Here is a 17489-nt window from a genome sequence, read left to right on the forward strand (position 1 = left end):
CGGCCTCGTCGTCGGTGAGGGAGAGCACGCTGCCGCCGTGCCGTTCGGCCGCACGGGCGCAGGCGGCCACGTCCTTCACGGCGAAGTGGACCTGCCAGTGCGGCCGGATCCGTGGGTCGGGAGCCGACTCCACCGCCCCCGACTCGATGCGCGCCACCAGGTCCCCCTCGCTGCGCAGCACCACCTCGTCGCCCTCGTACTGGACCTCGCAGCATCCGGGTTTGTCGGACGCCCAGTCGAAGACCTGGCCGTAGAAGATGGCGGCGTCGAACGCGTCACGGGTGTGCAGTCTGACGAACGCCGGTCGTGTGCGGCGCCAGGTGGGCCAGTCGGTGAACAGCTCGCCCTCCCAGATGCCGAAGGTCGCCCCGTCCCGGTCGGCCAGCAGCGCCCCGCGCCCGGGAGGCAGGGAGATCGGGCCGACCGCCAGGGTGCCGCCGCGCTCCTGCACCCGTGCCACGGTCTCGTCGGCGCTGCGCACGGCGAAGTACGGCGTCCACGCCGCCGCCATCTGCCCCATGGCGGCGATCCCCGCGATGCCGGCCACCGGCGAGCCGTTGGCCAGGGCGATCCGGAACCGGTCGCCGAGGCGGACCGGCCGCCACTGCCAGCCGAGCACGGCCCCGTAGAACTCCTCGGTCGTCTGCACGTCGTGGCTGGTCAGGCTCACCCAGCAGGGTGCCCCGAACACGGAGTGCGTGGAGAAGACGTCCGTCGCGCCGGCGGGGGAGGGCATGTCGTGGTTCATGGCAGTAGCGTCCTGATCTCGTCGGGCCCGGCAGCCACCGGAATGCCCCCAGTGTCCGCCGTGCTCCGGTGCGGGCGCCTGTCGAGTACCCCGGCGGGGGTGCCGAAACGGCGGCCCGGACCGCCCGCGGCCCGCCCCGGTGGCACGGGGCGGCACGAGTGGCGACGATGGAGGAGCCGGACACTGGGTGAAGGCACTCAAGCACCATGTGAAGGCAGCACGGGAGCGGCACACCGGACCGGGAGGTGACCATGCCCACGGACGGGGGTTCGGACCGGATCCTCCAGCTGGAGGAAGAGGTACAGCAGCTGAAGGACGCGGTCGTCTCGCACGCGGTGGTCGATCAGGCGATCGGCATGATCGTCGCGATCGGACGGGTCTCACCCGACCAGGGGTGGACGGTGCTGAAGGAGGTGTCCCAGCACACGAACATCAAGCTCCGCAGCATCGCCGAGATGATCCTCGTCTGGGGACGCACCGGCATCATGCCGGCCGAGGTGCGGGCGGTACTGGAGGACGTGCTGGACCGGTCCTGCCCCACCCAGGTCCCGGGTGCGCCGCCGGAGCGCTGATCCGCCCGGCGGCGCCGCGCCCGCGGTCAGCCGGCCTCGGACAGCAGTTCCTCGCGCAGCTGGGCGAAACAGCTGCTGAGCAGCCGGGAGACGTGCATCTGCGAGATGCCGAGGTGCTCGGCGATGGTGCTCTGCGTCATCCCCCGGAAGAACCGCAGGTAGAGGATGAGCCGTTCCCGCTCCGGGAGCGCCTCGAGGAAGGGCCGGACCGTCACCCGGTCGACGACCGTGTCGAACGCCGGGTCCGGTCCGCCGACCGAGTCCCCGAGGGCGTAGCCGTCCGTGCCGGGCATCTCCGCCTCCAGCGACAGCGCGGAGAAGCACTCCAGCGCCTCCATGCCGGTGCGCACCTCGCTCTCCGTCAGCCGGGCGTACGCGGCGATCTCGGGGACCGTGGGGGCCCGCCCCACCGTGGTCTGCGCCAGCTCCCTGGCCGCGTGCCGCACGCGGTTGCGCAGGTCCTGCACGCGGCGCGGGACGTGCAGGGTCCACATGTGGTCACGGAAGTGGCGCTTGATCTCCCCGGTGATGGTCGGCACGGCGTACGCCTCGAAGGCGTTGCCGCGCACCGGGTCGTAGTGGTCGACGGCCTTGACCAGGCCGAGGGCCGCCACCTGGTACAGATCCTCCAGAGCCTCACCGCGCCCCCGGAAACGCACGGCGATCCGTTCGGCCATGGGCAGCCAGGCCTGGACCAGCTCGTCGCGCAGTGCCTTGCGCTCGGGCCCTTCGGGCAGCCGGACCAGGCGCGCGAAGGCCTCGGCCGTGTCGGGGGCGTCGTCGTGGGGGTGCGGCTTCGTGGGATTGCCGGTACGCATGTGCGCACCTCCCTGAGCGGGTGCCGGGTGGACGGACACCGTGGGAAGCGCTCACTCGGACCACGAAAAGGTCCGGGGCCGGCGAGCCGGTTCCCACGGACGTGCCTCCGGTCCGAAGCACTGAGATTTCCTTTCCCGTACGTCACCCCTGTGAAACGGTTTCTCGAATTCAAGGGGCCGGTATTTCGCGGAGTACACGTTCCGGAACCGGAGGAATTCACGCCGTGAATTCCCCGCGGGCGGCGTGGGCGGTCGCGCCGCGCCGTCCGGGGCACACCGGGCCGCTTCCGCGGCGCGGCCGGTGATCACGGCGCCGGACGTGATGTGCGGCACGCCGTCGCGGCGGGCGGGACGGCCGGCCCGGGGGGTTCCCCGGGATTCCTCCAGCGCAGCGCTTGATCGTCGATCAGATGCGGGCGAACCGCCTGACCACGGCGCATTCCGCTCATTTGACAGTGCCCTGAACCCACAGATAGGAAGCAGCCACGGAAGTCGAGAGGTGGACTGTGTACGAGCCGAACGTGGTCGGGGACTGGCAGGAGTACGACGAGCATGCCGGTCTGCGGGTCCGCGTCCACCGCCTGGAGGCGGGCGAGCCGCCGCGCGGACGGGACGACGCCGCCGAAGGGCTCGCGTATTTCAGCGTCCGTGTGACCGTCGAGAACCGCGGCGACAGGGCCGTCGGAATTCATCTCGAGGACGGCCAGATCGACGTGCGGATCGGCCCCGACGGGGAGAGCGCATTCGTCGACTGGCGCAACTCGCAGTTCATCGAGGGATTCGACGTCTATCCCCTGCGCCGCGCCACCGCCGTGCTCTACGCGGCCGGCCCCGAGGCGGCCCTGAGCCACGTCGACGTCCAGGTGCAGTTGCGGGTGGACGAGGAGTGGACCGGCCGCCGGGTGTGGACGGGCCGGGCCGGTGCGCACGAGGGTGCGGCCGGGGCCCCCGTGGGCGCGGGCCGGGACAGCCTCGCGCACCAGGTGAGCGTCTTCCTGCAGGAGCAGGCGGAGGAGGGCACCGCCTGAGCCGCCGTCGGTGCGGGGCGCCGTCGATGGTCTCGCGGGCGCCCTGACGCGGCAGGGGGGCGCGGCGACCGACGTGCCGAGCGTGGCGGCCGGCCCCCGTGCGCGCGTTCGGCCGGGTCTTGCCGACCGGGGTGAAAACCCGGGCCCGAGGGGGGAGTTCGCCCTTCCGATTCACGCGCGTACCCCGCGGCCGGGCTGTCGCAGTGCCCCTGGAACACCTGCGGGGGCATGGACTCGGCGTTGGCCTCCCGGTGGGTGGCCGGGCGCCCGGGGAGTCGATCGCGCCGATGGGCCGGTGCCGCCCTCACGGCACGCACTGCGGTGCGAGCGCGCCCCCGAGCCGGTCCGCGGGCCCGGGCGGCGGACCGCCCGGGCCCGCGGTGCGGACGGAGGTCAGGCGTTCGGGTCGAACGGGATGCCCGACGGCTTGGCCGCGGCGAGGTGGGAGGCGAAACTCCCGTCCTTGAGACCGAAGTTGGCGCTGCCGAAGTCATGGGAGGCGAGCTTGTCCCGCAGCCCGGCCGGGTAGCCGTTCCAGCCGACCAGCGCCGGGTACTGCCAACTGCCCTTGTGGTTCTCCGGCGGTTCGTCCCCCGCCCCCGCGAGGCGGAAGCAGTGCGTGCCGATGCCGTCCTTGTGGTACACGATCTTCGGATGCGTCCCGTCGAAACGGACCGCCGAACGCGCGTGGATCGAGAACGAACCGTGGTTGGACGTCGAGACGTACTGCACCGTGCCGTCCCGCACCCACACCACGACGTGTTCCCAGTCGTGGCGGTGCCCGCCGAGGCCGGTGCCCGGCAGCGCCTGGTCCTTCTCGAAGTACAGGGCGTAGACGACGGCGCACCAGCCGTTGTTGCACGCGGAGCGCGCGTAGCCGTTGGTGTTGTCCAGGTCGGAGGCGTCGCGGCAGTTGCCGTTGAGGGCGCCGGTCGGCTTGAGGCCGCCGTTGACGGCGCCGTCCGGACCGATCGCCGGTGTGGGGTAGCAGCCGTCGGTGTCGTAGTCGTAGGCGGGCTGGAACGTCCGCTCCAACTCGTCGGCGTCGGCGGGCAGGGCGGGTGGCGGTGCGGCGAAGGCGGTGGCGGGGAAGGCGATGACCAGGGCGACCGCACCGGCGAGGCCGGTCAGCCATCTCCTGCGGTGCGTACGGGACGTGCTCGACGACACTGCGTCCTCCTCTTGGTCCGGGCGCAGCCCAACGGCTGTGGGGGGCAAGGGAGTTCAGCATCCCGGCTGCGCACTTCCGTGCCAAGGGGCCACAGGCGTACCGATGGTGAAGCCGGGCCCAACACTCGACGCGGCCGGGGCGTGCGCCGGACCCGTGCGGAACCGCGGCAGCCGGAAGCCCGCGCGGCACGGTGCCGCCGTCACCGGGGAGCGGGGCATCGCGGGCCGGCCGGCGCCCACTCGCCGGCCGGGAGGCGCGTTCCGCGATTGATTGAGTTAGGCAATGAGATGGTAAAGTGGGGTGCATGTCCACACCCCCGCTCCCCGACTCGCCCGCCTCCGCGGAAGTGGCCGAGATCGAGCGCGCGCTCAGCCGCATCACTTATCTGGGCTCGCGCGCCCGGCAGCACGAGCGGCTGATGGCCCTGGCGGGTGTGCCGCTGGACCGCGCCGCCGTCGCGCTGCTGCGGCAGATGGCCGACGTCGAGCCGATGCGGCCGGGGGAGCTGGCCGCCCGGCTGGGAGTGGAGGCCTCGCACGTCACCCGTACGGTGCAGCAGCTGCAGAAGACCGGCCATGTCACCCGCGTCCCGGACCCCGACGACCGCCGCGCCCAGCGCATCGAACTCACCGAGGCCGGCCGGGAGGCCATAGCCCGGATCCGCGAGGCCGGGGCCCGGGCCATGCAGGTGGCGCTGGCCGACTGGTCGCCCGAGGACCTGCGGCGGCTCGCCACCCTCTTCCACCGCATGGTCGACGACTTCCTCGCCCACTCCGCCGACGAGGAGACGGAACCCGCCCGGCCCTCCTGACACCGGCACCCCACCGCGCGTCCGCCCCGGCGCCCTCGCCGGGACCGCGCACGCCCACCGGGCCCACGGCCGCCTCGGACGCCACCCGGCCGCACTGCCCGCCGCCGGCGCCCAGCCGGCGCCCGGCTCCCCGGCCGTGCCCACCGCCGGCCCGCTGCCGCGCGCACCGCCCCTCGCCTGCCCCCGAGAACCCGCCGACGGCCCGGCGCCGTCAGCCCTCCGGCCGCTTACCGCCCGGGGCGCACGGCCGCGGTTGAGAGGGCGTGGCGATGGGCCGATCCTGGACGAATGGAAGACGCCTCGGCCGCGGTGGTCGTCGATGCCCGCGGCATCGTGACGGGGTGGAGCGAGGGCGCCCGGCGGCTGACCGGGTACCCGGCCGAAGAGGCCGTGGGGCGGGCCGTACGGGAACTGCTCGCCGAGGACGTGCCGTCCGCCGCCCCGCCCCTGCCGTCGGGCCTCGTCGTGCTGCGCCATCGCGACGGCCGCCCCGTGCCGCTCCGGCTGACGGTCCACCCCCTACTGGGCGCGCGGGGTGTGCCGGACGGACACGTGATCACCGTCGAGCGGCCCGGTGCGGCGGACACCTGCCTGGCCGGGCAGGTGTTCCGGCAGGCATCCCTGGCGATGTCCGTCTTCGACACCGAGCAGCGCTACCTGGGGGTCAACGATATCGCCTGCCGGATGGCGGGCAGCACCGAGGCGGACCTGCTCGGCCGGGCCTATCTGGACACCGTTGAGGAGAACGGGCCCGGCCGCAGCTTCGACCGCCATCTCCGCCGGGTCGCCCGGACGGGCGAGCCCCTGCACCTCGAGAGCTTCACCCGGGCCCCCTCCGGGAGCCGGCTGCACGCCTGGAACGTCGAGATGTGGCCCGTCCGCGACCCCTCCGGCGAGGTGGTCGGCACCGCCCTGGCGGCCTTCGACAGCAACGAGCAGCGCCGGGCCCGCGAACGGCTGGCGCTGCTGAACGAGGCCGCCGCCCGCCTCGGCACCACCCTGGACGTGATCCGCACGGCCGAGGAACTCGTGGAACTCATGGCACCCGGGTTCGCCGACTTCGCCGCCGTCGACCTGCTCGACTGGGTCCTCTGCACCGACGACCCCTCGGCCCTTCCGGCCGACGGTGCCCTGCTGCGCCGTGTGGCGCCCCGCGCGTCCACCGAGGGCGTCCCCGAGGCGGCCGTGCCCCTCGGCCGGACGGACGTCCGCTCGCCCTCCTCCCCTCCCGCACGGGCGCTGCGGGAGGGCAGGACGGTGCTCGTACGTGCGGATGATCCGGCCTTCGACCGGTGGGCGGGCGAGTGCGGTGCGCCGGGACCGGCGGACGGCCGGCCGGCCCCGGCCGGGATCCCCTCGCTGCTGGCCGTGCCGCTGCGCGCCCGCGGCACGACGCTCGGCGTCGCGCTCGCCGTCCGCACCGCTCATCCCGACGCGTACTCCGCCGACGACGCCGTTCTCGCCGAGGAACTCGCCGGCCGCGCCGCCGTCTGCGTCGACAACGCCCGCCGCTTCGCCCGCGAGCGCACCACCGCGCTGACGCTCCAGCACAGCCTGCTGCCGAAGGGACTGCCCGGCCAGGCGGCCGTCGAGGTCGCCCACCGCTATCTGCCCTCCGCGTCCGCGGCGGGCATCGGCGGCGACTGGTTCGACGTCATCCCGCTGGCCGGCAGCCGGGTCGGCCTGGTGGTGGGCGACGTCGTCGGCCACGGCATCACCTCCACGGCGGCCATGGGCCGGCTGTTCACGGCCGTGCGCACCCTCGCCGACGTCGACCTGCCGCCGGACGAACTCCTCATCCACCTCGACGACCTCGTCGTCCACCTCGCCTCCGGCGACCGCGACGACATCGGCGAACTCGGCGCCACCTGCCTGTACGCCGTCTACGACCCCGTCTCGCGCCGTCTGACCGCGGCCGCCGCCGGGCATCCCGCGCCCGCCCTCCTGCTGCCCGACGGCACGTGCCGGCCCGTCCCCCTGAGCGCGGGGCCCCCGCTCGGCATCGGCGGGCTGCCGTTCGAGGCCACGGAGCTCCAGCTGCCCGAGGGCTCCGTCGTCGCCCTCTACACCGACGGCCTCATCGAGGGCCCGGACCGCGACATCGACCAGGCCACCGACGAGCTGTGCCGTGCCCTGACGGTGCCCGCCGACTCGCTGGACTCGCTGTGCGACAGCGTGCTGAAGGCCGTCCTGCCCGAGGAGCCCGGCGACGACGTGGCCCTGCTGCTGGCCCGCACCCGGGCGCTCGGCGCGGACCAGGTCGCCACGCGGGAGGTGCCCTCGGACCCCGAGGAGGTGGCCCGCGTCCGGCAGTGGGCCACCGAGCGGCTGGAGGAGTGGGGGCTGGACGAGATCGCCTTCGTCACCGAACTGGTCGTCAGCGAACTGGTCACCAACGCCATCCGGTACGGCATGCCCCCCGTCCAGCTGCGGCTGATCCGCGACCGCACCCTGATCTGCGAGGTCACCGACGCCAACCCCACCTCACCGCACCTGCGCCGGGCCCACGCCTACGACGAGGGCGGCCGCGGCCTGCTGCTGGTGGCCCAGCTCACCCAGCGCTGGGGCAGCCGCCAGACGGGCGGCGGCAAGACGATCTGGGCGGAGCAGCCCCTGCCGGACGGGTGATCCGCCGGGCCCGGGGGCCCGGTCAGAACTCCTCGTGCGCCTCCGGGTCCCCGCCGATCCGCCGGTGGGCGCGGTCGGTGAGGGTCCGCATCTGGGCGGCGTCCAGCTCGAACCCGAAGACGTCGAGGTTCGCGCGCTGCCGTTCGGGGTCCGACGACTTGGGGACGGGGAGCGCGCCGAGCTGGACGTGCCAGCGCAGCACCGCCTGGGCCGGGGTGACCCCGTGGGCCTGTGCGACGGCGGCGACGGCCAGGTCGTCCAGGAGCCGCGAGCCCCGGCCGAGCGGGCTCCAGCTCTCGGTGAGCACGCCCTTGCCGGCGTGGTAGGCCCGCAGCTCCTCCTGGGGGAAGAAGGGATGCAGCTCGACCTGGTTGACCGAGGGCAGCACCCCGGTCTCCTTCTCCAGCCGCTCGATGTGGGCGGGCGTGAAGTTGGAGACGCCGATCGACCGGACGAGCCCGTCGTCGCGCAGCTTGATCATGGCCTTCCAGGAGTCGACGTACCGGTCGACCCGGGGGAGCGGCCAGTGGATCAGGTAGAGGTCGACGTACTCCAGGCCGAGCCGGGCGCGGGACTCCTCGAAGGAGGCGAGGGTCTCCTCGTGGCCGTGGTGCCGTCCCGGGAGCTTCGTCGTCACGACGATCTCCTCGCGCGGGACGCCGGCGCGGGCCACGGCACGGCCGACGCCGGTCTCGTTGCGGTAGTTGGCCGCCGTGTCGACGAGGCGGTAGCCCGTCTCCAGGGCCGAGATCACCGCGCGCTCCGCCTCGGCGTCGTCCATCGGCCAGGTGCCCAGGCCCAGCGCGGGGAGCGTCGTACCGTCATTGAGGGTGTGGGTCGGGATGCTGATCACGGCGGGGCCTTCCCGTTGACAGTGTCGTGTGTCCAGCCTCGGGGACGTGGTGGGCGGCGATCAACCGGACGGGCGGGCGGACGGACCGGCCCCGGCCGGCGACGCCCTGTCGCCAGGTGCCCGTATCGCTGCCACGATCGTCCCGGGAGCCGGTCCGTACGAGGGCCGTGCGGACGACGGCGGAGCGGACGGAGCGGACACGCATGACGACGGACAGGGGCCGCGCGGCGGACGCGGAGCGGGCCGCGGCGGTGCCGCGGGACGAACGGGCCGCGGCGGTGGAGGTGCGTCCGGTCGCCGGGCACATCGGCGCCGAGGTCACCGGCGTCGACCTCGCCGGCGACCTCGACGAGGCCGTGGTCGCCGCGATCAGGGCGGCGGTGCTGCGCTGGAAGGTGGTGTTCTTCCGCGGGCAGCGCCTCGACCACGCCGGGCACGTCGCGCTGGCGCGCCGGTTCGGTGAGCCGGTGGTGCTGCCCCGGCGCGGGAAGGCCTCACCGCCGGACTTCCCCGAGATCGAGACGACCGCCGACCGGCTGGAGCTCGGCGGGCGGTTCGGCATGGAGCACGACGAATGGCTGCGGCGCCGGCGCCACACCCTCCTGCGCGGCTGGCACTGCGACCACGGCGCCCGCGTCGACCCGCCCGCCGCGACGATCCTGCGCGCCGAGACCGTCCCGCCCTACGGCGGCGACACCACCTGGTCGAACCTGGCCGCGGCCTACACCGGACTGTCCGCCCCGGTACGGGAGTTCGCCGACCGGCTGCGCGCCGAGCACCGGCTGGGGGTGGGCTACCAGCCCCGGCCGGGCGACGACGCCTATGTGCGCCACCTGCTGGACCGTCAGACCGCCTCCGAGCACCCGCTGGTGCGCGTCCACCCGGAGACCGGCGAGCGGGTGCTGTACGTCAACGGCTACTACGTCGAGCAGATCACCGGTCTGTCCCGGCCGGAGAGCGCGGCCGTCCTGCAGATGCTGCTGGAGCAGGCGACCCGGCCCGAGTACACCGTGCGGTTCCGCTGGGAGCCGGGCAGCGTGGCGTTCTGGGACAACCGGGCCACCATCCACCTGGCCCCGGGCGACACCGCCCACCTCGACCACCCGCGGATCATGCACCGGGTGATGCTCGCCGGCGACGTGCCGGTCGGCGTCGACGGCCGCCCCTCGACGCCGCTCGTCGGCACCGCGCCGGGACGCTGGTGACGGACGGCCGTCCCCGTGGACCGCCGCCGCGCCGGAAGCGGAGCCGCACCGGCGCGGGGACGGGCCGCGGCCGTCGCGGTCCCCGGCTCCGGCCCGCCGGCTACTCGAACCGCGAGACGTCGCCGGCGCCGCGCCGCACGATCTCCGCCTCGCCGCCCGAGAAGTCGATCACCGTCGTCGGCTCGGTGCCGCAGTCGCCGGAGTCGAGCACCACGTCCACCACGTGGTCGAGCCGGTCCTTGATTTCCCAGCCCTGGGTCATCGGTTCGTCCTCGCCGGGCAGCAGCAGGGTGCTGGACAGCAGGGGCTCACCGAGCTCCGCGAGCAGGGCCTGGGTGACGACGTGGTCGGGGATGCGCACGCCGACCGTCTTCTTCTTCGGGTGCTGCAGCATGCGCGGCACCTCCTTCGTCGCCGGCAGGATGAACGTGTAGCTGCCCGGCGTCGACGCCTTGACCGCGCGGAACACGTCGTTGTCGATCCGTACGAACTGACCGAGCTGCGCGAAGTCCCGGCACACGAGGGTGAAGTGGTGCCGGTCGTCCAGCTTGCGGATCGTGCGGATCCGGTCGATGCCGTCGCGGCTGCCCAGGCGGCAGCCGAGCGCGTAGCACGAATCCGTGGGGTACGCGATCAGGGCGTCGGAGCGGATGCCGTCGGCGACCTGGGCGATGGTGCGCGGCTGGGGGTTGTCGGGGTGCACGTCGAAGTACTTCGCCATTCACCGAGCTTATGCCGTCCGGGAAGGGCGGGCCGCGGGCTCCGGACCGCACACGCCGGGCCGTGTCCCGTCGCTCCGGGGCGGACGCCCGCCCGGGCCGGGTCCGGGCGCGGGTGAGGTAACGTCCCTGACCTGGGCCGGGACGGCGGACGAACGAGGGGAAGGCCGAGGTGACGGACGACGACGGCAACCGGTGGACGGAGGCGTCGGCCGGGGAGCGTTCGAGGTGGGCGCAGGAACTGCTCGAACACCTGCGGCCGGCCGGACGGGACGTCCGCAGGGTCGTCGACTGGCTGGCCGGCACCGTGCGGGCGGCGGTGTCCCTCCAGGACGCCTCCGGCACGCTCGTCGCGGGCACCCGGCTGCCGCTGGGCGAGACACCGGTCGCCGACGTCACCTCCGGCCGGATCGCCTCCGCCGCCTGGGAGGGGGAAGGGCGCCACCTGCGCCTGGTGAAGGTCTGGCACCCCTCGCAGACCTGTGTCCTGGCCGTCTCCCGCGACGCCCCCTTCGACCGGAGCGCTTCCGACGTCGTCACGCACACCGCCCAGGTGATCGAACTCCTGCTGACCGCGCGCGAGTCCACCGCGGCCGGGCACCGGCTCCGGCGGGCCACCGCCGATCTGCGGCTGGCGATCCTGCAGTTGCTGATGGTCGAGGACACCGTCGCGGCCCGCCGGGTCGCCGCGGGACTCTGGCCGGGCCTGCTCGACGCCGACACGGCGTGCGTCTACGTCGTCGAGTCCGACCCGGGCCGGCGCGACCGGCTCGCGGAGGAGTGCCTGAACGCCACGCAGGAGGAGGCCCTGGTCGTGCGGTGCCCGGCCATGGACGGACACGTGATCGTCGTCAGCCCGCGCGAGGCCACCGCCGGTGATCTGCGGTCGCTGGTCGGACGGCATCCGGACACCTTCCTCGGCGGCAGCGCCCGGCAGAGCCTCGCCCGGACCGCCACCGCGTACGGACAGGCCGTCAGCGCGCTGGCGGTGGCGCACTTCCGGACGGACAAGACGGCGGTGTACGCCGAACGCACCCGTCCCGAGCGGCTGGTCGACCCGGGGGCGCTGCGCGGCTGGGCGGCCCGGCTGCTGCGCCCGCTCGACGCGCTGCCGCACCACACCCGCGCCGAACTCCTCGCCACCACCCGGCTCGGCCTGGAGTTCACCGCCGTCAACGCGGCCAAGGTGCTCGGCGTCAGCCGCAACACCGTGCGCGCCCGCATGGAACGCGTGGAGACCATGCTCGGCGCCGACTTCGACGACCTGACCGCCCGTGCCGTCGTGCACCTGGCCCTCCACACCCAGATCAACCTCCTGGACGGGCAGGCGGGTACGGACCCCGGTGCGGCCACCCCGCACCTCGCCGACCTGCTGGCCGGCCCCGCCGTGCGCGCCTGGGCCCGGGACCTGCTGGGCCGTTTGGACCAGGACACCCGGAACCTGCGCCGCACCCTGCGCACCTGGATCGCGGCCGGAGGCAACGCCGAGCGGGCCGCGCAGGCCCTGGGCGTCCACGCCCAGACCGTCCGCGAACACGTGCGCAGCGCCGAGCCGGTCCTCGAACGCCAACTCCTGGCGGCCGGAACCGACCTGTACGAGGTCGTCCTGGCCCATCTGGCGGTGGGCGGCCTGGAACAGCCGGTGCTCACGGGCGCGCCCCGGACGGTCCCACCCGGCTGAACCGCCGGCTCCGGCTTCGTCCCGCACGGGACGAAGCCGGGCCTTTCGGACTCGGTTGTGCACGGATGAGTCCTCGGGCCGCCGCAGTGGGCATGGGCGCGATACACACGCCGTACCCGGTCCGCATAGGTTTCGAGGCGACGCGGGGGCACGACCGGAGCGGGGGACCGGTCGGCGCCCCCGCGGTCTTTCGGCCGCGCGGCCGCCGCGGGACCCGGACGGGCCGGCGGCACGGCGCCGGCCCGCGGCGGTGGGTCTTTCTCCCCGGCGGCCCGCGCCGCCACCGGCCGCCGCCCGGTACGGCGGTGCGCGACCCGTCGTCCCGGTGACGGCCGCTCGTCGACGCCGTGTACCCCCGGTGCGGACGGGTACCCGACCGGCGCTGTGGAGGCCCGCCGCCCGGACCTCGCGGACCGGTGCGGGCGGGCCCGTGACGAAACCGCGGACAGGAGGCCCTCATGGCCAGTGAGACGGAGACCGGCGGCGTGACCGGTACGCAGGACAAGGACTACAACCTGATCTGGTACGTGGAAGCGTGCCTGAGCAACGCGCTGCGCCTGGAGAGCTACATCCAGGACGCCGAGCGCGCCAAGGACACCGAGGTCGCCGACCTCTTCCGCAAGGCCCAGGCGGACAGCCGCAAGGGCGCCGAACTGGGCAAGGGACTTCTGCGCGCACGCCTCGACGGCGGCTGAGCGCGCGGTTTCCCGGGCCCGGACACCGTGGACGGTACGGTGGCCGGGCCCTTCGCCGTCCCGGTCCCGCCGCCCGCCCCGGCGGCGGCCGCGCCGTTCCGGCCGGTCACCCCAGGTGAGTGATCGCGTGCTCCGAGTCGCCGTCCGGGGGGATCCACGGCAGCATGGCCCTCGTACGCACACCGGCGACGGAACGTGCGCGACGACCCGTGCGCCGCCCGGCCCGGATGGTTCGAAAAGAAACCGCCGTGGTGTGAGTGACGCCGCGGCGCCGGGTACCCGGGCCGTCCGCCACCACCGGTCGGCGGGCGGAACCCTCACGTCCCGGTTCGCCCGCCGACCGGCCATGAGCAGCCGAAGGAGCCCACGACATGACGGACGTTTCGAGCCAGGGCCCTGCTCCCGGCGACGACCGCAAGGTACTCACCAACCGGCAGGGCCATCCGGTCTACGACAACCAGAACCAGCGGACGGTCGGCGCCCGCGGCCCGGCCACGCTGGAGAACTACCAGTTCCTGGAGAAGATCAGCCACTTCGACCGGGAACGCATCCCCGAGCGGGTGGTGCACGCCCGCGGCGTCACCGCCTACGGCTACTTCGAGGCGTACGGGAAGTGGGGTGACGAGCCCATCTCCCGCTACACCCGGGCCAAGCTCTTCCAGGAGCAGGGCAAGCGCACCGACCTGGCCGTCCGCTTCTCCACCGTCATCGGCGGCCGGGACTCCGCCGAGACCGCCCGCGACCCGCGCGGCTTCGCGGTGAAGTTCTACACCGAGGACGGCAACTGGGACCTCGTCGGCAACAACCTGGGCGTCTTCTTCATCCGGGACGCGATCAAGTTCCCGGACGTCATCCACGCCCTCAAGCCCGACCCGGTCACCTTCGAGCAGCAGCCGCGCCGCATCTTCGACTTCATGTCGCAGACGCCCGAGTGCATGCACATGCTGGTCAACCTGTTCAGCCCGCGCGGCATCCCGGCGGACTACCGCCACATGCAGGGCTTCGGCGTGAACACCTACAAGTGGGTCAACGCCGAGGGCGACACCAAGCTGGTCAAGTACCACTGGATGCCCAAGCAGGGCGTGCGCAGCATGACCGCCGAGGACGCGGCGAACGTCCAGGCCGAATCGCTCGGCCACGCCACCAAGGACCTGTACGAGGCGGTGGAGCGCGGCGAGTACCCGGAGTGGGAGCTGCTCGTCCAGATGATGGACGACCACGACCACCCGGAGCTGGACTTCGACCCGCTGGACGACACCAAGACCTGGCCCGAGCAGGACTTCCCGCCGAAGCCGGTGGGCCGGATGGTGCTGAACCGGATGCCGGACAACTTCTTCGCCGAGAACGAGCAGATCTCCTTCGGCACCGGCGTCCTCGTCGACGGCCTGGACTTCTCCGACGACAAGATGCTCGTCGGCCGGACCTTCTCCTACAGCGACACCCAGCGCCACCGCGTCGGTCCGAACTACCTCCAACTGCCGGTCAACCAGGCCAAGAACGCCGAGGTGCGCACCAACCAGCGCGACGGCCAGATGGCGTACTACCAGGACGACGGCGGGGAGAACCCGCACGTGAACTACGAGCCGTCGATCACCGGCGGCCTGCGGGAGGCCCAGTACCCGACCCACGACGACCAGGGCCCGGAGATCCGGGGCCGGCTCACCCGCAAGCGCATCCCCCGCGCCAACGACTACATGCAGGCCGGCCAGCGCTACCTGCTCATGGAGGACTGGGAGCGCGACGACCTGGTGAAGAACTTCGTCGACCAGCTCTCCCAGTGCGACCGGCCGGTGCAGGAACGCATGGTGTGGCACTTCCTGCTGGTGGAGAACGACCTCGGCCGCCGGGTCGGCGAGGGCCTCGGGATCATGCCGGAGGACGTCGCCCACCTGGAGCCGCTGGCGAGCCAGGACCTCACGGACGAGGACCGCAAGCGGCTGGCCAGCCTCGGCGACAACCCGCCCCGCAACGTGGAGGGCCTCACCATGACCCACTGCGTGCCCGACGAACGGCACGTGGTGACCCGTTGAGCGCTCACCCGGCCAGGGCCGACCGCGCCGCGGCGAGCGCCTGCTCGGCGTAGCCGCGTCCGAACAGCACGGCGTGCACCAGCAGCGGGAACAGCTGGTGCACGCCGACGCGCGTCTCCCACCCGTCGGCGAGCGGCGCCGTCTCCCGGTAACCGGCCAGCACCGCGTCCAGACGGGGGCAGCCGAACAGCCGGAGCATCGCGAGGTCGGTCTCCCGGTGCCCGCCGTGCGCCGCCGGGTCGATCAGCCGGACGTGTCCGTCGGCGCCCCAGAGCACATTGCCGTTCCACAGGTCGCCGTGCAGCCGCGCGGGCGGCTCGGCGGGCCCGGCGAGCTCCGGCAGCCGCGCGCAGACCCGCTCGACGACACCCGCCTCCCCGGGACGGACGACGCCCCGGTCCACCGCCGTGCGCAGATACGGCAGCACCCGGTGCTCGGCGTACCAGCGGGGCCAGTCGTCGCCGGTGACGTTGCGCATCGGGGCGAGCCCGATGAACGCCTCCACCGGCCCGCCCGGCGGCGGCGCCCCGAACGCGGGCGCGCCGGCGGCGTGCATCCGGGCCAGCGCGCGACCGAACCGGACCGCCGCCTGCCGTTCGGGCCGCCCCTGGACCACCCGGTCGACGACCAGCCGGTGCGCGTCGTGACCGTGCACGGCCGGCACCCGCACCGTCCCCGTCCCGGCCAGCCAGCGCAGCCCCGCCGCCTCGGCCCGTGCCGCGTCCGCGCCGTCGGCACGCTTGACGATCACCACCCGGCCGTCGTCGAGAGCGACCTCGGTGAGCGAGCCGGACAGCGCGCGCTCACCGGTGACCGCCCGCCCGGTGAACCGCGCCGCGACGGCCCCCGGCCCGTCGCCGTCCCGGGCGGCCGAACCGGCACGGAAGGTCATGGGCGGGGCTCCTCACACACGCGGGCGGGACGGACACGGCCACAGGGTACGGGCCCCGCGCGCCCGACACCCGCCGCCGTCCGGTCACGCGGGACGGTGAAAACCCGCCGCCCGCCGATCGAACGGGACCGGTCCGGGGGAGCACTCCGGCATGACGAGTTCATCGTTCCAGCGCACCCTCACCCTGCCCGCCTCCGTGTGCGAGCAGGCCGTGCCGCACCTGGAGCAGGCCGCCCGGCGCACCGTCGACGGAGCTGGCATCCCGCTGAAGGCGTTCCGCGCGGCCGCCGACCACGACTACACCTTCCCGGTCTCCGTGGTGGAACAGGCGGCGGCCTGCCTGCTGGTCCTGGCCACCGAGACCGCCCAGACCGTACGTCCTTCGGCCCTGCGCGCCACCATCTCCGTCGCCCTGTGCCTGCGCGACGCCGTCCAGGCGGTCCACCGGCCCGCGCTCACGACCCGGTTCTGGTGAGGCGCCCGCCACCGCGTTCGTGGCGGGCGTCGGCCCGTCCGCGGTGGCGGTCCGGAGCCGGCCGGAGCAGTCCGCGCGGAGCGGGACGGACCCGCCCGCACGGGCCCGCCCCGCCGCTCGCACGGGCCACCGGACCACGGGCCACCGCGTCGCCGGGCGGGGCCCGCCGCATGGTCCCCGTACGGAGGGGAACCCGGCGCCCTCCACCACCGACATCCCCCAGGAGAAGGTCATGAGTCTGTTGCGCGTCGTCGGCCGCCCGATGCTGGCCTCGATGTTCGTCGCGGGCGGGCTGGAATCCGTCCGCCACCCCCAGCACGTCGCCCCGGCCGCCGAACCCGTCGTACGGCCCGTGACCGACCGCGTCCCGCTGCTGCCGGACAGCACCGAGCAGTCCGTACGCCTGAACGGCGCCGTCCAGGTCGTGGCCGGGCTGCTGCTGGCCACCGGACGCATGCCCCGCTCCGCCGCGCTCGCGCTCGCCGTCACGCTCGTGCCCACGACGCTCGCGGGGCACCGCTTCTGGGAGGAGGAGGACGCGGACCAGCGGGTCCAGCAGCGCATCCACTTCCTCAAGAACCTGGCGATGCTCGGCGGCCTGCTGATCGCCGCCGGCGACACCGGAGGCGCCCCCTCGCTGCTGTGGCGGAGCCGGCACGCCGCCCGCGATCTGCGCCGCGAAGCCCACCTCGCCCAGCGCTCCTTCCGGGCCGGGGCCCGCCCCGCCGCGGCGGCCGGCCGGATCCGGGCCGCGCTGCCCCACTGACGCGCCCGACCGCGTTAGCCCTCCGGAAGGCGGGGGACCCGTGGGGCCGGGTGGGCCCGGCCGGGCGCCACCGCGAACCGGAGGTGAAGGACATGGGACACGGCGGAAACGTCATCGACGAGCTGGTGACCGACCACCGGGAGGTCGAGGAGCTCTTCGGGAAGATCGAGCAACTCCCGCCCGGCCACGAGGACCGCAAGCTCTACGCCGACCAGGCCACCATCGAACTGGTCCGGCACTCGGTCGCCGAGGAGGCGTACCTCTACCCGGCCGTGCGCGAACACGTGGAGAACGGTGACGCCCTGGCCGACAAGGAACTCGAGGACCACGCCACGGCCGAGCAGATCATGAAGGACCTGGAGGGCTGCGACGCGGGCGACGCCGAGTTCGACCGGCT

At 73.9% G+C, this 17489-nt stretch carries 17 protein-coding genes; 11 read left to right on the forward strand and 6 right to left on the reverse strand.

The annotated features are described in order from the left end of the window. Positions 1-748, reverse strand: a 748-nt coding sequence (locus tag B7L92_RS29080) for a VOC family protein (RefSeq protein ID WP_081240357.1), incomplete at its 3' end; no start/stop codon positions are given. A gap of 251 nt (positions 749-999) precedes the next feature. On the opposite strand from B7L92_RS29080, the gene B7L92_RS29085 reads away from it, so the two are divergent. Continuing rightward, a complete protein-coding gene (locus B7L92_RS29085; protein WP_438364031.1) occupies positions 1000-1320 on the forward strand; it encodes an ANTAR domain-containing protein in 321 nt (106 codons plus the stop codon). Positions 1321-1346: 26 nt separating this feature from the next. Here the strand turns inward: B7L92_RS29085 and B7L92_RS29090 are convergent, their stop codons facing one another. Then, positions 1347-2138: an RNA polymerase sigma factor SigF gene (locus B7L92_RS29090; RefSeq protein WP_081240359.1), complete on the reverse strand. Its 792-nt coding sequence runs from the start codon at positions 2136-2138 to the stop codon at positions 1347-1349. 506 nt (positions 2139-2644) lie between these two features. Between B7L92_RS29090 and B7L92_RS29095 the strand changes: the two genes are divergently transcribed. Continuing rightward, a complete protein-coding gene (locus B7L92_RS29095; protein WP_081240360.1) occupies positions 2645-3166 on the forward strand; it encodes a hypothetical protein in 522 nt (173 codons plus the stop codon). Positions 3167-3559: 393 nt separating this feature from the next. Here the strand turns inward: B7L92_RS29095 and B7L92_RS29100 are convergent, their stop codons facing one another. Continuing rightward, complete coding sequence (locus tag B7L92_RS29100) at positions 3560-4336, reverse strand: NPP1 family protein (protein WP_081240361.1); 777 nt, start codon at positions 4334-4336, stop codon at positions 3560-3562. A gap of 305 nt (positions 4337-4641) precedes the next feature. On the opposite strand from B7L92_RS29100, the gene B7L92_RS29105 reads away from it, so the two are divergent. Beyond that, positions 4642-5148 (forward strand): MarR family winged helix-turn-helix transcriptional regulator, encoded by a 507-nt coding sequence (locus B7L92_RS29105; RefSeq protein WP_081240362.1) that lies wholly within the window; start codon positions 4642-4644, stop codon positions 5146-5148. A 288-nt stretch (positions 5149-5436) separates the two neighbouring features. Then, on the forward strand, positions 5437-7776 hold the full coding sequence (locus B7L92_RS29110; protein ID WP_081240363.1) for a SpoIIE family protein phosphatase: 2340 nt from the start codon (positions 5437-5439) through the stop codon (positions 7774-7776). Between the two features lie 22 nt (positions 7777-7798). Here the strand turns inward: B7L92_RS29110 and B7L92_RS29115 are convergent, their stop codons facing one another. Further along, positions 7799-8629: an aldo/keto reductase gene (locus B7L92_RS29115; RefSeq protein WP_081240364.1), complete on the reverse strand. Its 831-nt coding sequence runs from the start codon at positions 8627-8629 to the stop codon at positions 7799-7801. A gap of 203 nt (positions 8630-8832) precedes the next feature. Between B7L92_RS29115 and B7L92_RS29120 the strand changes: the two genes are divergently transcribed. After that, on the forward strand, positions 8833-9834 hold the full coding sequence (locus B7L92_RS29120) for a TauD/TfdA dioxygenase family protein (protein ID WP_081240365.1): 1002 nt from the start codon (positions 8833-8835) through the stop codon (positions 9832-9834). A gap of 100 nt (positions 9835-9934) precedes the next feature. On the opposite strand, the gene B7L92_RS29125 is transcribed toward B7L92_RS29120, so the two are convergent. Next, positions 9935-10555: an L-threonylcarbamoyladenylate synthase gene (locus B7L92_RS29125; protein ID WP_081240366.1), complete on the reverse strand. Its 621-nt coding sequence runs from the start codon at positions 10553-10555 to the stop codon at positions 9935-9937. 170 nt (positions 10556-10725) lie between these two features. On the opposite strand from B7L92_RS29125, the gene B7L92_RS29130 reads away from it, so the two are divergent. From B7L92_RS29130 to B7L92_RS29140, 3 genes are all read left to right on the forward strand, one after another. Continuing rightward, the gene (locus B7L92_RS29130; protein WP_081240367.1) at positions 10726-12234 is read left to right on the forward strand and encodes a helix-turn-helix domain-containing protein; all 1509 of its coding nucleotides are present in this window, start codon (positions 10726-10728) and stop codon (positions 12232-12234) included. A gap of 458 nt (positions 12235-12692) precedes the next feature. After that, entirely contained in the window at positions 12693-12929 is a 237-nt protein-coding gene (locus B7L92_RS29135; protein ID WP_004992038.1) for a hypothetical protein, read from the forward strand. A gap of 371 nt (positions 12930-13300) precedes the next feature. After that, positions 13301-14959 (forward strand): catalase, encoded by a 1659-nt coding sequence (locus tag B7L92_RS29140; RefSeq protein ID WP_081240368.1) that lies wholly within the window; start codon positions 13301-13303, stop codon positions 14957-14959. A 4-nt stretch (positions 14960-14963) separates the two neighbouring features. On the opposite strand, the gene B7L92_RS29145 is transcribed toward B7L92_RS29140, so the two are convergent. Continuing rightward, positions 14964-15851 carry a fructosamine kinase family protein gene (locus B7L92_RS29145; protein WP_081240369.1) on the reverse strand — a complete coding sequence of 296 codons (888 nt, stop codon included), beginning with the start codon at positions 15849-15851 and terminating at the stop codon, positions 14964-14966. Between the two features lie 151 nt (positions 15852-16002). Between B7L92_RS29145 and B7L92_RS29150 the strand changes: the two genes are divergently transcribed. The 3 genes from B7L92_RS29150 to B7L92_RS29160 form a co-directional block, all read left to right on the forward strand. Beyond that, on the forward strand, positions 16003-16326 hold the full coding sequence (locus B7L92_RS29150) for a hypothetical protein (RefSeq protein WP_081240370.1): 324 nt from the start codon (positions 16003-16005) through the stop codon (positions 16324-16326). Positions 16327-16558: 232 nt separating this feature from the next. Beyond that, positions 16559-17092 (forward strand): DoxX family protein, encoded by a 534-nt coding sequence (locus tag B7L92_RS29155; RefSeq protein WP_081240371.1) that lies wholly within the window; start codon positions 16559-16561, stop codon positions 17090-17092. Between the two features lie 92 nt (positions 17093-17184). Continuing rightward, on the forward strand, positions 17185-17489 hold a 305-nt coding region (locus B7L92_RS29160), incomplete at its 3' end, for a hemerythrin domain-containing protein (protein WP_174704037.1).

Source organism: Streptomyces viridosporus (assembly GCF_002078235.1).
In the GTDB taxonomy this organism is placed as follows: domain Bacteria; phylum Actinomycetota; class Actinomycetes; order Streptomycetales; family Streptomycetaceae; genus Streptomyces; species Streptomyces viridosporus.

Bases quoted from the DNA above. Each gene is read 5' to 3' on its own strand.
- B7L92_RS29135 (WP_004992038.1), top strand. From the start codon at position 12,693: ATGGCCAGTGAGACGGAGACCGGCGGCGTGACCGGTACGCAGGACAAG.
- B7L92_RS29105 (WP_081240362.1), top strand. From the start codon at position 4,642: ATGTCCACACCCCCGCTCCCCGACTCGCCCGCCTCCGCGGAAGTGGCC.
- B7L92_RS29145 (WP_081240369.1), bottom strand. From the start codon at position 15,851: ATGACCTTCCGTGCCGGTTCGGCCGCCCGGGACGGCGACGGGCCGGGG.
- B7L92_RS29125 (WP_081240366.1), bottom strand. From the start codon at position 10,555: ATGGCGAAGTACTTCGACGTGCACCCCGACAACCCCCAGCCGCGCACC.
- B7L92_RS29110 (WP_081240363.1), top strand. From the start codon at position 5,437: ATGGAAGACGCCTCGGCCGCGGTGGTCGTCGATGCCCGCGGCATCGTG.
- B7L92_RS29155 (WP_081240371.1), top strand. From the start codon at position 16,559: ATGAGTCTGTTGCGCGTCGTCGGCCGCCCGATGCTGGCCTCGATGTTC.
- B7L92_RS29085 (WP_438364031.1), top strand. From the start codon at position 1,000: ATGCCCACGGACGGGGGTTCGGACCGGATCCTCCAGCTGGAGGAAGAG.
- B7L92_RS29150 (WP_081240370.1), top strand. From the start codon at position 16,003: ATGACGAGTTCATCGTTCCAGCGCACCCTCACCCTGCCCGCCTCCGTG.
- B7L92_RS29090 (WP_081240359.1), bottom strand. From the start codon at position 2,138: ATGCGTACCGGCAATCCCACGAAGCCGCACCCCCACGACGACGCCCCC.
- B7L92_RS29140 (WP_081240368.1), top strand. From the start codon at position 13,301: ATGACGGACGTTTCGAGCCAGGGCCCTGCTCCCGGCGACGACCGCAAG.
- B7L92_RS29120 (WP_081240365.1), top strand. From the start codon at position 8,833: ATGACGACGGACAGGGGCCGCGCGGCGGACGCGGAGCGGGCCGCGGCG.